At 53.3% G+C, this 20,580-nt stretch carries 18 protein-coding genes and 1 tRNA gene; 11 read left to right on the top strand and 8 right to left on the bottom strand.

What is annotated here, in order from left to right; all coding sequences use genetic code 11:
- A partial coding sequence (locus BLO51_RS26695) for an RNA-guided endonuclease TnpB family protein (protein ID WP_143007002.1) occupies window positions 1–357 on the top strand: 357 nt, incomplete at its 5' end.
- An 84-nt stretch (window positions 358–441) separates the two neighbouring features.
- Here the strand turns inward: BLO51_RS26695 and BLO51_RS26700 are convergent.
- The 4 genes from BLO51_RS26700 to BLO51_RS26715 all read right to left on the bottom strand — a co-directional run bounded on the left by BLO51_RS26700 (window position 442) and on the right by BLO51_RS26715 (window position 5,268).
- Entirely contained in the window at window positions 442–1,503 is a 1,062-nt protein-coding gene (locus tag BLO51_RS26700) for an NAD(P)/FAD-dependent oxidoreductase (protein ID WP_090676808.1), read from the bottom strand.
- A 25-nt stretch (window positions 1,504–1,528) separates the two neighbouring features.
- Window positions 1,529–2,533, bottom strand: a complete 1,005-nt coding sequence (locus tag BLO51_RS26705; protein WP_090676812.1) for an ABC transporter substrate-binding protein — start codon at window positions 2,531–2,533, stop codon at window positions 1,529–1,531.
- A gap of 70 nt (window positions 2,534–2,603) precedes the next feature.
- Window positions 2,604–3,455, bottom strand: a complete 852-nt coding sequence (locus BLO51_RS26710; protein WP_174551321.1) for a helix-turn-helix domain-containing protein — start codon at window positions 3,453–3,455, stop codon at window positions 2,604–2,606.
- Between the two features lie 376 nt (window positions 3,456–3,831).
- The gene (locus BLO51_RS26715) at window positions 3,832–5,268 is read right to left on the bottom strand and encodes an RtcB family protein (RefSeq protein ID WP_245719844.1); all 1,437 of its coding nucleotides are present in this window, start codon (window positions 5,266–5,268) and stop codon (window positions 3,832–3,834) included.
- 321 nt (window positions 5,269–5,589) lie between these two features.
- Here BLO51_RS26715 and BLO51_RS26720 point away from each other — a divergent pair, with 321 nt between their 5' ends.
- From BLO51_RS26720 to abc-f, 6 genes are all read left to right on the top strand, one after another.
- On the top strand, window positions 5,590–6,270 hold the full coding sequence (locus BLO51_RS26720; RefSeq protein ID WP_090676819.1) for a futalosine hydrolase: 681 nt from the start codon (window positions 5,590–5,592) through the stop codon (window positions 6,268–6,270).
- On the top strand, window positions 6,267–7,106 hold the full coding sequence (locus tag BLO51_RS26725; protein ID WP_090676822.1) for a 1,4-dihydroxy-6-naphtoate synthase: 840 nt from the start codon (window positions 6,267–6,269) through the stop codon (window positions 7,104–7,106). Before BLO51_RS26720 ends, BLO51_RS26725 begins: the two co-directional genes overlap by 4 nt.
- 56 nt (window positions 7,107–7,162) lie before the next feature.
- A complete protein-coding gene (locus BLO51_RS26730) occupies window positions 7,163–7,747 on the top strand; it encodes a YdeI/OmpD-associated family protein (RefSeq protein ID WP_090676825.1) in 585 nt (194 codons plus the stop codon).
- A 347-nt stretch (window positions 7,748–8,094) separates the two neighbouring features.
- On the top strand, window positions 8,095–8,769 hold the full coding sequence (locus BLO51_RS26740) for a YceI family protein (protein ID WP_090676830.1): 675 nt from the start codon (window positions 8,095–8,097) through the stop codon (window positions 8,767–8,769).
- Window positions 8,770–8,879: 110 nt separating this feature from the next.
- Window positions 8,880–9,023: a hypothetical protein gene (locus BLO51_RS29530; RefSeq protein ID WP_167670349.1), complete on the top strand. Its 144-nt coding sequence runs from the start codon at window positions 8,880–8,882 to the stop codon at window positions 9,021–9,023.
- A 95-nt stretch (window positions 9,024–9,118) separates the two neighbouring features.
- Window positions 9,119–11,065 (top strand): ribosomal protection-like ABC-F family protein, encoded by a 1,947-nt coding sequence (abc-f, locus tag BLO51_RS26745; RefSeq protein ID WP_090676834.1) that lies wholly within the window; start codon window positions 9,119–9,121, stop codon window positions 11,063–11,065.
- A 73-nt stretch (window positions 11,066–11,138) separates the two neighbouring features.
- Here abc-f and BLO51_RS26750 read toward each other — a convergent pair whose 3' ends face one another.
- Window positions 11,139–11,498, bottom strand: coding sequence for a glutamate--tRNA ligase family protein (locus tag BLO51_RS26750; RefSeq protein ID WP_245719845.1), 360 nt, complete (start codon window positions 11,496–11,498; stop codon window positions 11,139–11,141).
- A 156-nt stretch (window positions 11,499–11,654) separates the two neighbouring features.
- A tRNA-Asp gene (locus BLO51_RS26755) sits at window positions 11,655–11,731 on the bottom strand.
- A gap of 441 nt (window positions 11,732–12,172) precedes the next feature.
- Between BLO51_RS26755 and BLO51_RS26760 the strand changes: the two genes are divergently transcribed.
- Together BLO51_RS26760 and BLO51_RS26765 are read left to right on the top strand one after the other, a co-directional pair.
- Window positions 12,173–12,607, top strand: coding sequence for a DUF1641 domain-containing protein (locus tag BLO51_RS26760; protein ID WP_090676837.1), 435 nt, complete (start codon window positions 12,173–12,175; stop codon window positions 12,605–12,607).
- A 35-nt stretch (window positions 12,608–12,642) separates the two neighbouring features.
- Window positions 12,643–13,821, top strand: coding sequence for an NAD(P)/FAD-dependent oxidoreductase (locus BLO51_RS26765; protein WP_090676840.1), 1,179 nt, complete (start codon window positions 12,643–12,645; stop codon window positions 13,819–13,821).
- A gap of 305 nt (window positions 13,822–14,126) precedes the next feature.
- On the opposite strand, the gene BLO51_RS26770 is transcribed toward BLO51_RS26765, so the two are convergent.
- Window positions 14,127–15,659, bottom strand: a complete 1,533-nt coding sequence (locus BLO51_RS26770) for an MDR family MFS transporter (RefSeq protein WP_090676843.1) — start codon at window positions 15,657–15,659, stop codon at window positions 14,127–14,129.
- 249 nt (window positions 15,660–15,908) lie between these two features.
- On the opposite strand from BLO51_RS26770, the gene BLO51_RS26775 reads away from it, so the two are divergent.
- Both BLO51_RS26775 and BLO51_RS26780 read left to right on the top strand, forming a co-directional pair.
- Window positions 15,909–16,958 carry a hypothetical protein gene (locus BLO51_RS26775; protein WP_090676846.1) on the top strand — a complete coding sequence of 350 codons (1,050 nt, stop codon included), beginning with the start codon at window positions 15,909–15,911 and terminating at the stop codon, window positions 16,956–16,958.
- Window positions 16,959–17,347: 389 nt separating this feature from the next.
- Complete coding sequence (locus tag BLO51_RS26780) at window positions 17,348–17,668, top strand: hypothetical protein (protein ID WP_245719846.1); 321 nt, start codon at window positions 17,348–17,350, stop codon at window positions 17,666–17,668.
- A gap of 874 nt (window positions 17,669–18,542) precedes the next feature.
- Here the strand turns inward: BLO51_RS26780 and BLO51_RS26785 are convergent.
- Window positions 18,543–20,132 (bottom strand): MFS transporter, encoded by a 1,590-nt coding sequence (locus BLO51_RS26785; RefSeq protein WP_090676849.1) that lies wholly within the window; start codon window positions 20,130–20,132, stop codon window positions 18,543–18,545.
- Between the last annotated feature and the right edge of the window lie 448 nt (window positions 20,133–20,580).

The raw sequence follows: 20,580 nt of genomic DNA on the forward strand, positions 1-20,580 counted from the left end.
CAGCTCCGGGCCAAGTGGGTCCGTGAAAACCAAACGATCTGCCTGGAAGATTTGCAGGTTCGAAATCTAATGAAAAATCACAAGTTAGCAAAGTCGATTGCTGAAGCAAGCTGGTCAACCCTTCGCACGATGCTGGAATATAAAGCAACGTGGTATGGTCGCGCGATCAGCATGGTCGCGAAAAACTATCCAAGCAGTCAACTTTGTCATGTATGCCAATCGCGTAGCCCCGAAGTGAAAAATCTAAACTTCCGAGCGTGGACGTGTTCAGGGTGCGGGACGCACCATGACCGTGACCACAATGCTAGCATGAACATCTTGCAAGAAGGACTGCGTTTGTTGGCGAAGACCAACTGAACTGCGGGAACCGCAGGGATCGCTTGCTCAAGAAGAGAAGGATGCTTCTCTGTTCGCAAGAATCCCCCCCTCAGCGCCATTAGCTCAGGTGGTGGGAGTGTTCAACAATTGCTTAATCAGCTCACGGTTTCTACTCTGAAAAATGTCATTGTGGGAAGAAACCATTCCGCTTGCCTTCGCTTCCGGCTGAATGTACAGCTTGGCCTGGTTGACTGCATTTGCCGCGTCATGAAACGCTCCGGCAATCAAATGCACTTTCCCTTCATACGAAATAATATCTCCCGCCGCAAAAATCCCCGGCTCGGATGTAGCGCTGTTTGTCTGTCCGGCCAGGAAGTATTCATTCGCCATCTCAAGCTTCACCTGGCTATTTTCCAGCAATGATCTGTCCCGTTCATAGCCGTGATTGATAATCACTTCGTCAATGTTCAGCTCTTGTACTTCGCCCGTCTCATGGTTGGTCAGTTCTACCCGTTCAATCTTCTCCTGGCTGGAGGCTGCAATCAGCTTTGTTATCGTCGTGTTAAGGAAGCATTTGGCCGAGCTATTCAGCAGTTGCTTCACCTGTGCCTCATGCCCGGAGAGCGTATCTTTGCGATAAGTCAAATACACCTGCTTGGCGATCGGTTTCAGCTCGTTTGCCCAGTCGACGGCCGAGTTTCCTCCGCCAGAAATGATGACGGTTTTATCCTTAAACCGTCTCAGTGATTTGACAGTATAGCTCAGGTTGGATACCTCAAATTTCTCGGCGCCCTCCAAATCAATTCTTTGCGGCTCCAAAATTCCCCCGCCGATGGCAAGAATGACGGTTTTCGTGTAATGCTGCTCGCCCGCAGAAGTATGCAGGACGAATACGCCGTTTTCGCCACGCTCAATCCGCTCTACTTTTTGATTCAACACGACGGCAGGATCGAAGGTTAACCCTTGCTGGACGAGCTGCTCGATCAGCTTCTCACCGAGCGTTGGCGTCAGGCCGCCGACATCCCAAATCATTTTTTCCGGATAAACGTGAACTTTCCCGCCCAGTCTTGGCTGATATTCGATCAGCTTAGTCTTCATTTCTCTTAGGCCGCTATAAAATGATGCGAAAAGCCCAGCCGGCCCTCCGCCGATAATCGTGACGTCAAACAGTTCCTCGTTTTTCATCCGTGATCCTCTCCTCTTTGCTTCGCTATTTTGCCAAAATATTTTTCACGATCGTTTTGACACCCAGCTCAATTCCCAACGGTCCCCCCGCCGCAATCGAACTGTCCAGGGCGTACTTATGCCCGTTCTTAACTGCTTGAAGAGAGTTCCAGGCAGAATCGCTTTCCAAGTTTTTCAGATAGCCTTGCAATTTTTTCGACGAGCCTCCGATGTCAGCAACAAACATATAATCGGGGTTCATCGCTGCCAGCCCTTCCAGGGAAATCTGCTCCCCTTTTGTCGACATGTTTACGTATTTGCTTGGCGGGTTTAAAGCAAGACCGCTTTCCTTGTTGAAAACAAACTGTGTGGTAAAGCCCCAGAATTGCTTGTCACCCAGCAAAATCACACCAAAGGTTTTGTCGCTGAATTTTTTCAACTGTTCTTTGGAATCGGCAATCAATGTTTCAATCCGTGAAATTTCATTCTCAGCCTTCTGCTCTTTGCCGAAAATTTTTCCGTATTCTCGCAGCGCGCCTTGCCAATTGTTTTCATTGCTGTCCACCGTTACAACCGGGGCTATTTTCTCCAACTTGTCGCCGTAGCTCCCGTACCGACCCGAGACCATGATGATGAGATCGGGGCCGATTTCCACCAGCTTTTCCAGATTGGGGCTCGTCATGGAGCCGATATCGGTAATCGGTTTGTCCTTGTATGGAGCGAGGGACTCCCATTCCTTCAGAACATTCAGGTCTGTCGCCGCTACAGGAGATTCATCCAGCAAAAACAAATGCTCAAAATTGCGGAAGAACAAAAGAGCCACTTTCTCGGGCTTCTTTTCCAGTACGATCTCGCGTCCAAGAGCATCTACATACGTTCTCGGCCATTTTCCCGTTTCCTGATTGGCTTTTTCGGGAGTGGCAGTTCCCTCTTTTGCTGGGGCTGTGCTGTTTGCTGCTGAACTGTTGTTAGGCTCCGGCGTTCCGGCACAACCGGCTAAAATACCCGCCAAAAGTGCGATAGAGACGAACAGTCTCATAAGTGTTTTCATTCTGACTCCTCCGTTGTGACTTGAGTTTCGCTTGACCAACTAAGCTACGGTCAGTTTAGCAAAACGCATTTTAGAGAGGAATGGAGCCATCCTGAAATCCATATGGATTATTCCTGAATCGCCCCCGGAACTCGGCCGGAGAGACGCCCACCTGTTTTTTAAAGATACGGCTGAAATATAATGCGTCTGCATAGCCGACGCTTTTCGCCACCTCGCCGATCGGCGCGTCGTTAGCCAGCAGGCATTCCTTCGCCCGATTCAGACGATAGGCCATCAAATACTTGCCGGGGCCCATGCCCGCGTACTTCTTGAAGACATAGAACAAGCGATTTTCGTTGATGTCATTTTGTTCAGCCAAAGCACGTACGCTAAGCCCGTCCATATAATGCTTGTGTATGTAGCTGGATACTTGCTCGAATAACGTTTGCTCGCCATCGTTGCTTTGGTTGCGTACACAGACAAACAGTTCCTCCAAGACGCAGCGAAATAACGTTTCTGTCTGGAAGGCGGAAATCCCGCCCGGCTCACCTGAAGAGCGCCACAAAAGCTCAAGCAGCTCCGTCAAACGGGGGCTTTGTCCCGGGGTAAGCTGAAAATGCGCTTTGGACAAGGAAAATCCGGACGGCTCGGGCGCGTATACCCGGTATAAAACAAGCAAGTATTCCCATCCGGTATTGCCGAGCACCCTCCGATTCAGTGGCATACGGGCGCCGCCGTGTACTACATGGCCTGGGGCAAGCGTATAGGACGTTCCGCTGAAATCAAACTCGGCCTTTCCTCTTAATGGGAAAACAAAGCCTGGGAAAGGCTCCGTATAGTCATCGCAGCTCATGCCCGGGCCACGCACATAGCGACAGACTTGTTCCACTTGAAAAGAGGTACGCGCAAAATGCTCGGCAAGCTTGTTGATGTCCATCTTCATTTCACACACCTCCTGCAATCAAGTGCCACTGCTCCATGTGCTCATCTGCTCCACTCCGCTGGGACGATCGATCGCGTTCCTCCTGCTAAAGTCACACAACTTCATTATACTTGTGTTGATATTGATAATCAATCTCATTTAAGTTCTCAACGAAACAAGCCCAAAGAGAGCAAAAAGCCAAAGAACGCGGAGAGACGTATTACACGCCTGACCGCGTTCGTAAAATGCAATATGTGCAGCGCCTAGCGACACATTGATTCAAGGTCGAATCACGTTGATGAGCCGTATGCCTTAGTAGGGCACGTGCGGTTCGATAAAGGGGGTAGCCATGAGAGTGGTTATAACGGATTGTCGCAATATCTTCAGGCTAACCCATTTATCCTTTGATCGTAAGCACGGGCTCAACCTCGGCAACGACGGTAGCCATGCCATGCTCCTCGTGTGTCTCGATAATCGGATTGATGTCCTTATAAGCGTAGGGTGCTTCCTTCTTGAGTTCATCTTCCCATTTCTTGAGAATGTCCTGGCGCGACTTGATATCATTTCGGTTAGGATCAATGGGTGTTATGACATGGAAATTATCCAAGAAGTCGCGAAACGCTGCATCGTCCACTTTGAGCGAGTTGCCGCGCGATAATCTTCGACCGGCACCGTGGCTCGCGCTAAAGAGGCTATCGCGATTGCCCAGTCCTGACAGGATGTAGCTCTTAGCGCCCATGGAGCCGGGTATGAATACTGGCTCTCCGGTATAACCAAAAGGTGTATTCGCCATCTGCTCGGCAGACTTTGCCGTGCATGAGCCTTTGCGATGAATGAACCCTTCGACCCCATCTACATTTTCTTGCCAAACAAAGTTATGAGGGGCGTCGTAGAGTAACTTGAAATCGAAGTCGCCGACCACCCCTCGAAGCGCTTTGTTAAGCATTAGGCCCAAAAAAAGTCGATTGGCAAAAGTGAAGTTGGCGGCGTTGTGCAAAAGTGACCAGGTTGTGATCCATTCCGTCATGGAACGCTCCGAATGAGGCAGCACATAAATGCCGTTATCGGGATGCTTCAGTGAATTAGGGTAGATGCTCTTCAGAATTTCCCGAATGTTCAAGCCTGCATGATGTCCGATAGAGACGGAACCCGTATGAATCATGACGACAATCTGGTCTCTCTTCAATCCCCAAGCGCTAGCGATGGCATGGTTGCGAATGTTGACGACCTTTTGAACCTCGACGAAATGATTGCCTCCGCCGATCGATCCGATTTGACTATCATAGGAGACATCGTCGCTGCCCAAGTAGCTTTCCAAGCCAACGACCTCTTCCGTAATAAACGAGCCTAACCGATTTACTTTGTGAAGATCCTCTTCCTGCTGTTTCGCATCGTAGAAAGCCCAAAGGCCGTTGTCTCCCAGCGACTTATGCGTATCGAGAATGCCGATAAGACCTTCCTTCAAAATGGACTCGCGATGCTTCTTGGTCATCGGAATATGGCGTCCGCCTTCGAAAAAAACATGGCGAATTTCTTTCTCGATCTGCTTCCTCTGACATCTGATGTCATCCTCGTTCAACGAAGTGGTATATAGCCGCATGCCGCAATTAATATCGTTACCAACGGCTTGCGGGATGATGAACCCTTTCGTAAACATCGTCGTGCCTATCGGAATTCCGCTGCCTTTGTGGAAGTCGGGCGTAATGGCAACTTCCTGCATGGCGGCTGCATCGTCGCTAAAGTAGTCAGGGACGTACGCTTTAAGCGTCTCGACCGATTCATTAACCTTGAGCAATTGATCAAGCTGCTCGATCGCGTTTTTTTCAATCTTCATTTCATCGCTAACGAAAAACTTGACGTTCGTATTGTTACTATTGTGAATTTTCAAATGTTCCATCCTTTGTCCAAGAATTTGTTATATGGGGTACTTCGTTAATATGCATATACATAGGGCATCATCCTTTTTCTTGTAATGGTTAGAGTATAACATCCAACAGGGATTTTTGGGAAACCTGTTACGGTTGACATTGCCGCCGACTCCGGTAGAAAGTTTACTTGATTCTTTGTAAGTATTAAAGTAAAAAGAAGAAAGACTGAACGTTTTCGGAAAACAATTGCCCCATGGAAAAAGGGTGTCGTGAAGGAGAAGGTAACGATGGGTCATGAAATCAACGCCAGCCGGGAACAGACAGGGCTGCGCGTATTAGTGATAACGGCCGTTCCGGCCGAGAGGGATGCCGTGCTGCGCGGGCTGCGGGGCGACGAGAGGTTCGACGTCGTGGCCGGAGGCGTCGGCCCGGCCGCGGCGGCGGCGAGCGCCGCGAAGGCTTTGGCGGCGGCCGGGTACGGCCTGGTCGTCAGCGCCGGGATCGGCGGCGGCTTTCCCGGCCGGGTGGAGATCGGCTCGCTGGTGGTGGCCGACGCGATCGTCGCCGCTGATTTGGGCGCCGAGACGCCCGAAGGCTTCCGCAGTGTGGACGAGTTGGGCTTCGGCTCCAGCCGGATCGCGGTCGACGCCTCTCTCGCTGCGCGGTTGACGGAGGCGCTGCAAAGAGCCGGGCTGCCGGCGCATACGGGCCCGGTGCTCACGGTGTCCACCGTGACCGGTACGGCGGCGACCGCCTCAGAGCTGGCGGCCCGGGTGCCGGGGGCGGCGGCCGAGGCCATGGAAGGCTTCGGCGTGGCGGTCGCCGCCCGCGATCGCGGGATACCGGCGCTGGAGCTTCGCGCCATCTCGAATGCGGTTGGCCCGCGCGACCGCGAAGCTTGGCGGATCAAAGAGGCGCTGGCCGCGTTGGAAGCGGCGGGCGCAATTTTACTGGAGGTGCTACGATGAAGATCGCTTTTTCTCCTTGCCCGAATGATACGTTTGTGTTTCACGCTTGGGTTCATGGGCTGGTACCTGGGGCGCCGAAGCTTGACGTGACGTACGCGGATATCGATATTACCAATCGGCTCGCGGCGGAGCCGGGAGGGCCGGACGTGCTCAAAATTTCGTTCGCGGCGCTGCCGTGGGTGCTGTCCGAATACGCGCTGCTACCCTGCGGGGGTGCGCTTGGACGAGGCTGCGGGCCGCTGGTGCTCACGAACAATCCGGCGGTCAGCGCCGAAGGCCCGGCCGCTTTGACCGGCCGGCGGGTCGCGGTGCCGAGCGATCGCTCGACTGCGTACTTGCTGTTCCGCTTGTGGGCGGCGCAGCAGGTTCCGGGCGGAGTGGGCGAAATCGTCGTGATGCCCTTTCACGAGATCATGCCTGCGGTGCGGGACGGTCAAGTGGATGCCGGGCTGGTCATCCATGAAGCCCGGTTCACGTACCCTTCGTACGGCTTGACCCTGCTTTCCGATCTGGGCAACTGGTGGGAGGCGGACACGGGCCTGCCCATTCCGCTAGGGGCGATTATCGCCCGCCGGTCGCTGGACCGCGCGGCGATCGCCGAATGGACCCGCGCCTCGGTCAAGTATGCGTGGGAGCATCCTCAAGCCTCCCAAGATTACGTGATGAGTCATGCGCAGGAGCTGTCCCCGGAAGTGGCCCTCGCGCATATCGACCTGTACGTGAACGAGTATACGGCGAATCTGGGCGAGAGCGGCTACGACGCGGTGGAGGCGCTGCTTGGCCGGGCGGCCAAGGAAGGGTTGGTTCCGTCCTTCGACTTGTCGCTGCTGCGCTAAGGCACGGAGCGAACGAACCGACGGATAGATTACATGGCTCGGGAGGCGAGGGATGTATGTCCAAGAAAGAGAGCGAGCAGTCGATCTTATTATTTGCAGACCAGCCGTCTTGGGAAGCTTGGCTGGAGCAGAATCATGCCGCATCGGCCGGAGTAAGGCTGCGTCTGGCGAAGAAGCAAGCGGATGTTGTGACGTTAACGTATCAAGAAGCGCTGGAAAGCTCCTTGTGCTGTGGCTGGATCGATAGCCGGAAGGAAGCTTACGACGAGAGCACTTGGCTTCAACGGTTTACGCCGCGCGGCGCGAAGAGCATCTGGTCCAAGGTCAATAAGGACAAAGCGGAAGCGCTGATCGCAAGCGGCCGGATGCAGCCCCCGGGCCTCCGGGCCATTGAAGCCGCGAAGCAGAACGGGCAGTGGGACAAGGCGTACGAGTCGCAAAGCCGTGCCACAGTACCCGACGATTTGCAAAGCGAATTGGACCGCAATCCGCAAGCCAAAGCTTTCTTCGAAACGCTCGACAAGCAGAACCGGTTCGCCGTGCTGTTCCGAATCCACAGCGCGAAAAAGGCGGAAACGCGGGCGAAACGAATTCAGCAATTCGTGACGATGCTGGAGCGCGGCGAGAAGATTTACCCATAGAAGCGAACAGCGAGGCCTTTGTTCCCGAGGGTCTCGCAAAATTTTTAATCTTATTTTAATCTTCATTTCAGTTAAAATTAAGGCAGACCGGTTACGATGGGCCTCAAGAACGGAGAAAGTGTGCTATTCGCGCTCCATTACACTACCTTGTGTAGTGTAAGAGTCGCCGACGATGCTATACTAATGAAGCGGGACTCGATATTTTTTGCATCAGGCGTACGGGAACTTTTATTACCAATAACACTACATCATGTAGTGTTACCAAGAAGGCCGAGGGGTCAAGCGAATCTGCCCATGAAGAAAACAGGCTGCATCGCAGCTGATATGTCGGAGGAGGAAAAATCATTATGAAACTGAAGTTGGTCGCTTTTGCCGCAGGTGCTGTCGTCATCATCGGAGGAGGCTATGCCGCTTACGATTATTATGCCGGGAACCATGTGGCGGTACAGAACGTGATTCCTGCGAACGCTTCGGCGTCGGCCGCCGGGGGAGCCGTTGAAGCAGGCAAGCTGGACGGGCAATGGAATATTAGCCCGGATTCCAAAGTATACTTCTCGGTAACGACCTCCAAGGAAACCGTGAACTTCGAAGGAAGCGCAGTGAAGGGAAGCTGGACGCTCCATTCGTCCGATCCGTCCAAGATGAAAGCCGAAGCGGCGCTCGACCTCCAATCGATCTCGTCCGGCAACTCGCAGAGGGACGAGCATGTCAGAGGAGAGAAGTTCCTGAACGCCGCTGCGAACCCCGAAGCTAAATTCACGTTAAAGTCAATCGAGAACTTCCCTAAGACGTGGAAAGAGGGAGAGAAGGTTTCCTTCGACATGGCCGGCACGCTCACCGTGAATGGCAAATCCAAGGACGTTACGTTCAAGAGCGACGCGGTTTACAGCCAAGACGCCATTCGCATGGAAGGCAGCACGATCGTTACCTTCGAAGATTTCGGCTTGAAAAATCCTCACGCGGTTGTCGTATCCACCGAGAACAACGTGACCGTGCAATTAAGACTCATTCTGAAAAAGTAGCGTGAGACGTTGTCGGAGCTAATCCAGACGGAGACTCCTGATGAAACTTGCTAAACGCTCGCCCGTTATGTTAAAGTTGTAAATAACTAGAACAAGGAGGTGAAGGTAAGATGAATCACGAAATGGTGAACAACCGTATTAGTCAGCTGCCGTTGGCTATGGCTGGCGTTATGTATGCTTTTTCCGTTAACGGGAGAGGTCTGTCCAAAAATGCCTATACGGTTTCACCATTCGCGAAAATAATCCTACCTTAACCACAAACGGATGCTAGTCCGAAGAGCCGTAGGGATTTTTCCTACGGCTCTTTTTGTTGTCTGCAGGTAGGATCACACAAGGAGGACTCTTTAGGATGATCGTTAACTGTCAAAATATAAAAGCGTACCATGGTGCACAGCTTGTTCTTGAAGACGTAAACTTAGACATTCGGCAAGGCGAGCGCATCGGACTGATCGGCCGCAACGGCAGCGGCAAATCGACTTTGTTGCAATTGATCGCCGGACGGCTTCGTCCCGACGCCGGCCAGCTTGCCATCCGGAAAGGAACCGACATCGGCTATTTGACGCAAATTCCGGCAGAGTTCGAAGGCCGGACGGTGTATGACGTACTGGCTCTTGGCCATCAGGAGCTGCTGGAGTGCCGCTTGAAGATGACGGAACTGGAGAAGCTCATGTCGGAGCCGGATGCCGCCGACGGCCCGGACCGCTTGGCCGGTTGGCTGCAGCAGTACGCGGCGCTGCAGGAGAAGTTCGAGCGCGAGGGCGGCTACGAGCTGGATGCCGCTATCGAGCGGGTCGCTGACGGTCTGCGGATTGACCGCGGCAGCTATACCCAGGCGTACGCCACACTGTCGGGAGGCGAGAAGACCCGCATCAATCTGGCCTCGCAGTTGATTCGCAAGCCCGAACTGCTGCTGCTGGACGAACCGACGAATCACCTTGATCTGCACGGGGTCGAATGGTTGGAGGACTATTTAACCCAGTACGACGGTTCGTGTTTGATCGTCTCGCACGACCGGTATTTTCTGGACCGGGTCGTTACGAAAATCGTCGAGCTGGAGGACGGCGAATCGCAGTCATACCTCACCAACTATACCGGCTATATGAAGGAAAAGGAGGCGCGGCTGCTTCAGCAGTTCGCCGACTATCAGGAGCAGCAGAAGAAGATCAAGAAGATGACGGAGACAATCAAGCAGTTGGAAACGTGGGGTCGGATCGGCGACAACGGAAAGTTTTTCCGACGGGCGGCTTCGATGCAAAAGGCGTTGGACCGCATGGAGAAGTTGAAACGGCCGGCGCTGGAGGCGAAAAGCGCCGATTTCGGGCTGACGCAGGCGGATCGCTCGGGCCGCAAGGTGGTGACGCTGGAGGGCATCGGCAAAAGCTACGGGAGCCGGAAGCTGCTGGACGCGATCGACGGAGCGCTGGCTTATGGAGACAAGGTTATGCTTATAGGGAAGAACGGCGCGGGGAAATCGACCTTGTTCAAGCTGATCCTCGGCGAGGAAACCGCCGACGAGGGGCGGTTCGAATGGGGCGCGCGCGTGGACATCGGCTATTTGGCCCAGCAGGAGTACCCGGATGCGCCGAAGAAATCGGTGCTGGACTATTTTCGCAGCGAAGCGGGTCTGGAGGAAGGAGAGGCCCGGGGGGTTCTGGCCAAGTATTTGTTTTACGGCCCGGATGTGTTCAAATCGGTCAACCTGCTGTCGGGCGGGGAGTGGACGAGGATGAGGCTGGCGCTGCTGGTGCTTCGCAAGCCGAATCTGCTGCTGCTCGATGAGCCAACGAACCATCTGGACATCGCCTCGCGGGAGGCGCTGGAGGAAGCGCTGGAGACGTTCCCGGGCACCGTGCTCGCCATCTCCCATGACCGTTATTTCATCAACCGGATGGCCGGTCGTATCTGGGAGTTGGACAATGGCAGGATCACCGTCTATCTGGGCAACTTCGACGAGTATCAGGAGAAGCGAAAGCAGCGTGAAAATACGAGCGAAAATGCTGCGGTTCAGGGCAGGTCCGCCGCCCCTCCTGCAGTCGTGAAGGCAAAGCCTGCGGCGCAAAGGAGGCCGAGCGGAAGCGGTAAACCGGCGGACCGCAGGCAGGAGCGCGACACGCTGGAGCGGTCCATTGCCCAGGCGGAGGAACGGCTCGCCGCCTTGGATGCCGCTATGCAGGAGCAGGAGGCGGGTACGGATGCCCATTCGCTTAGCGAGCAATGGGCGGAAAGGGAAGCCGTGCAGGAAGAGCTTGACCGCCTCTATGAGCAGTGGCTGGCGGCGGGAGAGGAACAGGGGTAAGCAGGACAAAAGGAAGGACCGTTCCACGTCGGAGAAGGGGGCGTGGAACGGTCCCTTTTTGGGTAAACTGAATTCAGACACTGTCGGTCAGAAGGCCGAGTGTCTCCCGGTTTAAGGCAACGCGTTCGCCGGAGAGGCGTTCCAGCGAGAATAGAGGGATCAACTCGGCCGCTTTTGCCGGTTCGGGGTGGTCAAGCAGGCCGGCCACATAAGCCAGACAGCCAATCAAGCGTTCGGGCGGAACACCCGCGGCGCGGAGAGCAGCAAGGGAGAGGCTGCGGTCCCGCTTGGACAGCCGTCCCCCCTCCGGCGTATAGAGCAGCGGGACATGACAGAAGCTCGGCGGGGCCGCCTCCAACAGCTCGTATAAGACGAGCTGTCTCGGGGTCGAATCGAGAAGATCCGCTCCCCGCAGCACATCGGTGATCCCCACCAGGCGAGCAGCGCCGTGAAGGCGTTGCCGAAGGCGTCGGGGCGAACCGTCCGCGTCTCATCGAATCACCTCGCAGGTATACAAAAAAGAGCAGGATCTCCCCTGCCCGGTTGTTTATGTATGATGAATGTGTTCCCTTGCAATGAAGTTAAATCATGGCGGAGCCGACGGGATTCGAACCCGCGGTCTCCTGCGTGACAGGCAGGCATGTTAGGCCTCTACACCACGGCTCCGCGTTAGGACAAATATGATAATATCACGACCGCCCGATTTTGGCAAGCAGCTCGGAGAGAAGAATAGGCCTGATGAAGGAGGCCGTTACTGGTCCCGGAAAGTAATCCGCGGCCGCTCGTTTCCCGGTTCTTTCGGTTCCTGACTACAAATGGACACATTCCAGAAATTGAACGTTGTATCGTCACGAAATATTCACAAATGTCGAAATTTGTTTTTCCACGGCTCCCACTTCGGAGGTATAATCTATAAATATATAGGGTTCCGTTTCGACCTGATCATGCTTTCGAAAATGTGAAAATTGTAACAAGGTGAGGGGAGGCCTCAAGTGGGCTTCTCCTCGCTTCCTGTATTTTCGAGAAAAACATGATGTTTGCATTGCCTGACCAGGTATCGACACAATTAACGGACTTCTATTCCAATGTAAAGGAGGACGTTCTCTAATGTCAGTAGCATCCACTCAACAAGCGGTAGTTGCAGCCGAGCCCACCCGGGAATCCTTGGATGTGCTTGATCAGTTGATGAAGCCCGAGGTGCAGGAATCTTTGACGGTGTTGGTCGAGAATTTGCCGAAGCTGGCGGAAATGGTGACCATCCTGACCAAAACGTACGATTTGGTGCAAAATGTGGCCACGGATCAGGTATTTATCGATGACATCAAAGGCGGCGTCGAAGAATTCGTGAAGCCGATTCAGGATAAAGCCAAAGGTTTGGCGTCCGCGGCGATCGAAGCGAACGATCGTGCACAAGACGAATCCACAACAATCGGTCTGTTCGGGTTGCTCAAAATGCTGAAAGACCCGCAAGTACAAAAGATGTTCCGTTTTTCTCAGGCATTCTTGGAAGTCTTGGCTGAGCGCCAGAAGCAGCGTCAATAATATAGGAAAGCTGAATCAAGGAGCGGATGAACAGGATGGCTAAGCAAATTTTGATACTAGGCGGCGGCTACGGCGGATTGCTGAGCGCCCTGACGGCTCGGAAGTACATGACGGCGGAAGAAGCGACGATTACGGTCGTGAATCGTTTTCCGACGCATCAGATTATTACGGAGCTGCACCGGCTGGCTGTGGGTAACCTGGCGGAGAAAGCGGTAGCGCTGCCGCTGGAAAAGCTGTTGCGTGGTAAAAACGTCAATCTTCAGATCGATACGGTCGAAGAGATTCGCCCGGACCAGAAAGAAGTTCTGATGGCCAGCGGCAAAACGTACGATTATGATGTGCTCGTTATTGCTCTCGGCAGCGAAACGGCGTTCTTCGGTATTCCGGGGCTGAAGGAGCACAGCTTCGTTCTGAAATCCGTGAACGACGCCAACCGCCTCCGCGCGCACGTGGAAGCTCGCATCGACGAGTACAGCCGTACGAAAAACAAAGCCGACGCGACGTTCGTTGTCGGTGGCGGCGGATTGACCGGCATCGAGCTTGTCGGCGAATTTGCGGACATGCTGCCTAAGCTTTGCCGCAGCAAAGGCGTCGACTTTAACGATATTTCCCTTTATACCGTGGAAGCGGGTCCGTCCATTCTGGCCGGCTTCGCACCAGAGCTCGTCGAGCGTGCGCAAACAAGCTTGGAAAAGCGCGGCGTGAAGTTCTTGACCGGCGTTGCGATTACGGAAATGCAGGAGACGACGGTATTCCTGAAGGACGGCAGCTCCATCGAGACGAACACGCTCGTATGGACCGGCGGCGTACAAGGCAACTCCGTTGTGGCCAACTGCGGTATCGAAGTCAACCGCGGCCGTGCCACGGTAACGGAAAACTTGCAATCCACGTCCCACAAAGACATCTTCCTCGCCGGCGACAGCGCGGTCGTCATGGGCAACGAAGGACGTCCTTACCCGCCGACGGCGCAATTGGCTTGGCAAATGGGCGAGACGATCGGACATAACATTTTCGCTTCCTTCAACGGTGCGCCGATGGATACGTTCACGCCGGTATTCTCCGGTACGCTGGCGAGCCTTGGCCGCAAAGACGCGATCGGCACGGTTGGCGGAAACCAAACGCGCCTCAAAGGCCTTCCGGCTTCGCTGATGAAAGAAGGCAGCAACATACGTTATTTGACTCATATCAACGGCCTGTTTACTTTGGCTTATTAATTTTAACAAGAGGGTACCCTGTCGGGTGCCTTCTTTTGTTTATGAGAAAATCTACAAGCATTTTAAAAGCAAAGCTCGAACGGCATGCTGCTGCTTGCCCAGAAGCATGAAATTTTTGTGGAATGCAAGACAGCGGTCCGACGCCCTCGATGCCTTGATCGAGCAAGGCATCGAGCGTGAAGAGCTTCCCGATTAGGATGCCCGCTTTTCTGCCGTGCCCATTATTGGCGCATTCAACCGGATGGCGGTTTCCAGCCTGCACGGGGATCCTCCGGCCCATCTGGAGCCGCTGGCAGCGGAAGTTATCATTGGGATGCCGTGTAGCCTTCCGATTCGGCTGCCGGGTCCAGCTTCTCCTTGCTCATCGCGAAGGCTGCAACCAGCGCCAAACCTGCCGGAATCACGCTCCAGGCAAATGTCAGGACGACGGAGGACGACAGTCCTTCCGTGATCGTGCCCAGCGCTTGCGGAGGGATCTGGGCGCGGGTGGCCGGGTCCAGCAGCGCATGCGGGTCGCTGAAGTCGACGCCCTGCGGGACGGCGGCTTGACCGCTCCCCGTGAAGGCATCCGCCAGCTTCCGTGTCAGCGCATGGCTTTGGATGATGCCGAACAGCGTGATGCCGAGCGTCATGCCGAGCGAGCGAAGGAAATTGAGTGTAGACGTCGCCGCCCCGCGCTGGCTGGCCGGGAACGAATGGATCGCGGCGTTGCTGAGCACGGAAAAGGAAGCTCCGATCCCAAGGCCTGTCAAGATCATGTACAGCGTGACGATCAAACGCGGCGATTCCGGCGTTAAGGTTGTGAGAAGGGCGAGACCCAGCACAAGCAGGACCAGCGTCGGAATCATGATCGACCGGAACGGTATCTTCGTCATCAAGAAACCGCCCAAAGTCGCCGTAACGACTGAGCTGAGCATCATCGGCAGCAGCATCAGGCCGGAATTGGTGGCCGTTCCGCCAAGCACGCCTTGAATGAAGATCGGAATGTATACGGAAGCCGTAATGAATGCCGCCCCGCTCATGATCGCCACGGCATTGCTTGTGGCGTAGAGCCGGTTTCGGAACATGCCGAACGAAATGATTGGCTCTTCGGCGCGTTTTTCGACGAACAGGAACAACAGGGTAAGGATCGCAAAGCCGACGAATAAGCCCAGGATTTGAACCGAGCCCCAGGCATACTGCTTCCCGCCGAGCTCCATCGCGAACATGAGGCAGACGACGGCTCCAACCAGCGTCATGGCGCCCCACCAGTCGATTCGCTGCTTCGAGTGAGCCTGGGACTCTTTATAGAAGAACGCAATCAAGCCGAACGAGATAAGCCCCAGCGGCAGATTGATATAGAAAATCCAGCTCCAATGGATGTAATCGGTAATATAAGCCCCAAGCAGCGGACCGAAAATGCTGGACATGCCGAACACCGCGCCGAATAGCCCCCCGAGCTTTCCCCGGTTCTCCGGCTTGACCGTGTCGAACATGATCGTGAAGGCAATCGGCACCAAGGCCCCGCCGCCAATCCCTTGGATCGCTCGGTAAATGCTTAATTGTTCGATCGAGGTTGCCGTTCCGCAGAGGGCGGAGCCGAGCATAAAGACGATGATCCCGAAGACGAAAAAACGTTTGCGTCCATACATATCGGATAGCTTGCCGAAGATCGGCATCCCTGCCATTTCCGCCACCATGTAGGCGGAGGTCGCCCAGACGAATTTATCGAATCCGCCAAGCTCGCCGACAATCGTTCCGATCGCAGTCGCCATGATAGTATTGTCCATCGAGGTTATCAGGATTGCGAGAAGCAGCCCCGTTACGACCATCCCGGTTTTGTTGTTTGTTTTGCTCATGAGTTGATGTCTACCTCCGGTATGAAGTTTTAAGTTTTATAGATATACTATACCTTAGTTCCGCTGACAACTGGATGTCAGGATTCAGGGATTGGATATAAATTTTTTTGGGAGCTACCGGAAGCGGGAGATTCAGTGGCTTACTTTGTCAATAAATGTCCTGTTAGCTAAGTATTGATAGAAATTACAGGACAATTTTGGTAGGATAAAAGTGTCAATTATGTTTCTACTGGGAGGGGTCATCAACCTATGAAAAAGTTTGTATCGGGAGTCTTGGCAGGCAGTTTGTTGACCGTTAGCATGACGGCGGGCGCAGCAGCAGTAAAGCAATACCTATTGACGGAAGCGGCTTATCCGATCGTTGTTAACGGAAGTGAGTATAAGGATGCAAGCAACCCGATTTTGAACTACGAAGGTAACACGTACGTGCCTTTGGCTAAGCTGGGGGATCTGACAGGTGTAAATTATAAGTGGAACGACGCGGCAAAACGTGTGGAGATCGTTACCTCCGGTACCGCTCCTAAAGCGGCTTCAAGTGGCGAGGTTGGCATTGTTGAAATTGATAGGAAGGGAAATGTGCGGGATATTGCGGCGGCTATTGCGGAGATAGAAGCGATTGAAAGGTTCAGAAGAGAGAATCCAGTGAAGCTACCCGAAGATCCCAAAGGCTTGGTCATGGAAAACGGAAAACTCGTTCTTTATGCATATAATCGAGATGGAAAGTACAAGGGACACTTCTCCAACGGCAAGATCTCGGAGGGGTGGATAGATTTGGGTGATCTAGCAAAAATTTATGAAGCACATATAGACTATGAAAATAACGATATTATTTTTAAGGACTCTTCAGGAGGAGATAGACCAAAAGAATATTTCCGGTTGACGCTTCCTGATCATTGGAAGGAAACTGCAACGACAAGCTATGTTACAAAAAACAATAATGTCAAAATCTTAAGAGAAACCTATGAAAAGGGTTACGAATGGGCTGATCAAAATCAATTAAAAGACTACTACAGGATTAAAGTATTCAGTGAACCTGGTCCCAATGATACCCTTATTGACGTTTTTTATAAGGAAGATGATAAATACAATAAAACCATTCTGTATAAAATGACGTGGCCTAAAGAGAAAGTGAAGGATGGCATCAATGTGGTTGACGGCTTAAGAATCAAAGGACTTGGCTGGAGCAAAACGTATAACACGGAAGATTTAAAAAAGAAGAATATCATCAAATCCGAAACGGGATACGAACCTTATTTTAATATTGAAGATTTAATCAAAGCAGGTATATTGCAGAAATAACGAGATAGCGCCCTTCGGGGCGTTATTCTTTTGTCTGATGCACTCTATTTTGTAGAGTATACTCCGTGGTCCGGTCGGCTAATCCGAAGGATAATAATTGTCAGGATAGCTGATCGTGAAATGAGGGAATGCAAATGAAAGCATTATCGGTCAAATCCGATCATTTGTTACAACTACAAGAGGAAGAGAAGATGTTTTGCGAATAAAAACTTGTGAGGAGTGTGTTCGGAACTTGCTTCAATCGATCGGGGGAAATGTGGATTCCTTGCATTTACTTACGGTCGTAGACATGCTATCTGCTATCCGCAGTAAGGGGAGGGATCAAACATTAATATTAAAATGCGCTCTACATTAGTAGGTCTTATTTATGGTTTGGTGACTATGTTTTTTTGAGCTTTATCATTACTTTGTTCGTGAATACCGCGGCTGGTGGCATGTCATTTGGGGGATGGATGTGGTATTTATTAACATCTATTTTCCCTGTCTCCATTATTGCGGGTATTTCAGGGTACTTCCAGGCTTTCAGAAACGTTCGTTTATGGGTATATTGGATTTTATGTGCTTTTCTAGGTTTTCTAATCCCCCTATTCATGGGTTCAGTTGGTGCTGCATTGATGCTGATTTTAGAGTATGGCTTTGAGCGTGTGATGTACTCGTCAGCGAATAAAATCATGCACGATTACTTTAAACTAGCACCCAATATGCCTTAATGGTACTACCAGTTACGACCCCTTTTTTGGCTCTTTGGCTTAAAGGAATGCAAGCTTTGCTGACATATGTTGAAAATAAATTACGAATTTCTCAATAATCACATGTGGACTCGCCATCTTGTTATAAGGTTAATCTTTTCAAAATTTCCCACAATCCCACAATCCCATAACGGGTAATTCAACACAGAAGAACTGATTGCGTCGTTTGTGGAACGCAGCTGTCCGGCGGACGCTGTGGCGGACTGCTGCCGCTGCGCGCCTGTTCCCCCTAGCTGGCGTGGTCCGCCTGCACCCCGGACACACGATCCACCCTCCCGCCGTCACGCTGCTGAACGCCGCGAGCACACGTTGTTCAGCAGCGAGCCAATGTATAATCGGCCTTCTCAAATTGGACGGAAATAGGGACCAAATAAAAAGATTCCCCTGCAACCGAACATAGGGGAAATCCACAAATCTGATTCTTGTTCTTGATACATTGAACTTTACTATAGTATTATTTCATCCCTTTCCATCGCCCCCATATACAATTAACGCATCTTTTAGGTTGTTTTGGATTAATTATCGTATTCTCGGGGCGCGCGGTCCGGTCGCCCACCTTCATGCAGCCGGACGTCGCGTGCACGCGGCTACCGCTACGTCGTCGGTATCCCCCCGGCTGGCGTATGTTGGTAGATAGCCCTCTTCTCCTTCTTGCAAGCTCCTGGGTTTCTTGCTCCAGCGCCGCTATGTCTCGCCAGTCACCTCACGTCGCGCAGATGGGGTCAGCTCGGCGCTTACGCATGTTGATGCATTTGCCCAAGCCGAACTCGCGGAAGATGCGGCGAACGATCTTGGCCTCTTCTTCAGGGATGATCTCCCGGTTACCCTTGATCGGCTAATCGCCTGTTGCGTCCTTGATGGTGCTGCCGGAGCTTCCGACGTGCCTCAGCGCTACAATTGAAAGAATTGTCAGGATCGCGACGCTGACGGCGCTGAAGATTGCTGCCCCATTGAAGCCTGCCGTGAAGGCAGCCTGCGCCTCCTTGATCAGGCCGTCCGGCAGTTCCGAAGCTACTGAAGTCGCCCCCCACAAGCTATCGCTGACCGCCTTGCGTGCTTCATTTGTCAGATCGTCGGGTATGCGATCGAGCAGCGTCTGTCGATAGACCGCGGTGGCTAGGCTCCCTAGCACGGCGATACCGAGCGATACACCGAGATCTTGAACAGTTTCGGTCATGGCCGAGGCCGATCCAGCCTTCTCCGGCGGTGCCGATCCGACCACGAGGTCGGTGCCGAGTGCGGCAATGGTGCCGTTCCCGAGATAGGCCAGCGCGAGGCCGGCAACGACTATCGCCACACCGGAAGCATCGTTACCTAGTTGGGTGAGCATCAGATAGCCCACAGCCGACAGGCCGAGCGAGCCGGCAACCACGAAACCTGGCCGGACATACCGAGCAATGAGTGGTGCTGCCACGCCACCAACGATCATGGCAAGCGCCGCCAGTCCCATCCATAAACCGGCGACGGAGGGGGAGTATCCAGCCACCAGTTGCAAATATTGCGCGACAAGCAGCATGGTGCCGCCAACCGCTACCAGCCCGAACAGCAGCACGAGCAGGGCCACGGAGAAGGTACGGTTGGCAAAGAGCGTCATGTCGAGCAAAGGATCGGCAAGCCGACGCTGCCGTTGCACGAACAAAATGCCGAAGATCAGCCCCACTACAATCGCACCGATTGCATCGAAAGCGAAGCCGTATTTGGCGATCTGCTTGATGCCGTAGATCACCGGCAGCATGGCGGCCAGCGAAAGAGCGACGCTCAATAGGTCCAGCCGCCCGCTGTTTGGCGCGCGGTATTCCGGCAGCAGGAAGGGTGCGAGCAGAAGCAGTAGGCCGACGGTTGGTACGGCGATGAGGAAGGCCGCGCCCCACCAGAAATGCTCCAATAGTACACCGCCCAAGGTCGGCCCCAGCGCATAGCCGACCCCGAACATCGTCGCCCATATACCGAACCCCACGGCTCGCTCGCTCGGATCGGCGAACAGCGTGCTGATAAGGGCCAGTGTCGAGGGCATCAGCGTCGCACCGGCCACCCCGAGCACGGCCCGCGCGGCGATCAGCATGACGGCGCTGGTCGAGAAAGCCGCGATCACCGAGGCCACGGCGAAGGCGACCGCACCGATCATCAGCAGCTTGCGACGGCCGATGCGGTCGCCGAGCGTTCCCATAGTGATGAGGAAGCCTGCGATCATGAAGCCATAGGCATCCATGATCCACAGTGCTTGCGTGCTGGTCGGCTGCAGGTCGGCTGCCAGCGCCGGAAGAGCAAGGTGCACAAGCGTAAGGTCGAGCCCAAGCAGCACGGTCGGCAGGGCCAGTAGTGCGAGCCCCAGCCATTCACGGGCCCCGGCCTTGGCGGGTAATGAAGAAGCATTTTCAGCCGCCGAGACGGAATGAGAAAAATCGATATCGCTATGAGAAGTCATGTCCCCTCCACATCCTTCATTTTGAAGCTGTTTATAATAGCTCCATTTCATTGTAATTGAATGTAGGTATATAGTAATATGATTAAAATTAATAATTCTATCATTATTATTGATATCTAGTGAGGTGAAATCACATTGGAACTGACAGAACTAAAAGTTTTTATGAGCATTGTGGAGTAGGGGTCATGGAGCATATCGGCGGGATCGGAAGGCTTGCGGCCTCTGGGATTGGAGGAGTAAGCGGAACGCATCAAAAAAGCGGTGGCGGATAGATCCGTTGCTGTGATCAAGAAATAGCGCCCCTAGGGGCGCTATTCTTTTGTCTAAGGATGACCTATTATTCAATTCTGAATTCGGCTCAATCTAAAAATTAGCGGTTGAACTTTTCAACATGGTAAACGGAGTCGATTGCATTCAATTAATATACCAGCTTTGTAGCACTCACGAT

The sequence above is a fragment of the Paenibacillus tianmuensis genome (assembly GCF_900100345.1).
GTDB lineage: Bacteria > Bacillota > Bacilli > Paenibacillales > NBRC-103111 > Paenibacillus_G > Paenibacillus_G tianmuensis.

Bases quoted from the DNA above. Each gene is read 5' to 3' on its own strand.
- abc-f (WP_090676834.1), top strand. From the start codon at position 9,119: ATGATCGTTAACTGTCAAAATATAAAAGCGTACCATGGTGCACAGCTT.
- BLO51_RS26730 (WP_090676825.1), top strand. From the start codon at position 7,163: ATGTCCAAGAAAGAGAGCGAGCAGTCGATCTTATTATTTGCAGACCAG.
- BLO51_RS26725 (WP_090676822.1), top strand. From the start codon at position 6,267: ATGAAGATCGCTTTTTCTCCTTGCCCGAATGATACGTTTGTGTTTCAC.
- BLO51_RS26770 (WP_090676843.1), bottom strand. From the start codon at position 15,659: ATGAGCAAAACAAACAACAAAACCGGGATGGTCGTAACGGGGCTGCTT.
- BLO51_RS26700 (WP_090676808.1), bottom strand. From the start codon at position 1,503: ATGAAAAACGAGGAACTGTTTGACGTCACGATTATCGGCGGAGGGCCG.
- BLO51_RS26710 (WP_174551321.1), bottom strand. From the start codon at position 3,455: ATGAAGATGGACATCAACAAGCTTGCCGAGCATTTTGCGCGTACCTCT.
- BLO51_RS29530 (WP_167670349.1), top strand. From the start codon at position 8,880: ATGAATCACGAAATGGTGAACAACCGTATTAGTCAGCTGCCGTTGGCT.
- BLO51_RS26785 (WP_090676849.1), bottom strand. From the start codon at position 20,132: ATGACTTCTCATAGCGATATCGATTTTTCTCATTCCGTCTCGGCGGCT.
- BLO51_RS26715 (WP_245719844.1), bottom strand. From the start codon at position 5,268: ATGAAGATTGAAAAAAACGCGATCGAGCAGCTTGATCAATTGCTCAAG.
- BLO51_RS26765 (WP_090676840.1), top strand. From the start codon at position 12,643: ATGGCTAAGCAAATTTTGATACTAGGCGGCGGCTACGGCGGATTGCTG.
- BLO51_RS26740 (WP_090676830.1), top strand. From the start codon at position 8,095: ATGAAACTGAAGTTGGTCGCTTTTGCCGCAGGTGCTGTCGTCATCATC.
- BLO51_RS26760 (WP_090676837.1), top strand. From the start codon at position 12,173: ATGTCAGTAGCATCCACTCAACAAGCGGTAGTTGCAGCCGAGCCCACC.
- BLO51_RS26705 (WP_090676812.1), bottom strand. From the start codon at position 2,533: ATGAAAACACTTATGAGACTGTTCGTCTCTATCGCACTTTTGGCGGGT.
- BLO51_RS26775 (WP_090676846.1), top strand. From the start codon at position 15,909: ATGAAAAAGTTTGTATCGGGAGTCTTGGCAGGCAGTTTGTTGACCGTT.
- BLO51_RS26720 (WP_090676819.1), top strand. From the start codon at position 5,590: ATGGGTCATGAAATCAACGCCAGCCGGGAACAGACAGGGCTGCGCGTA.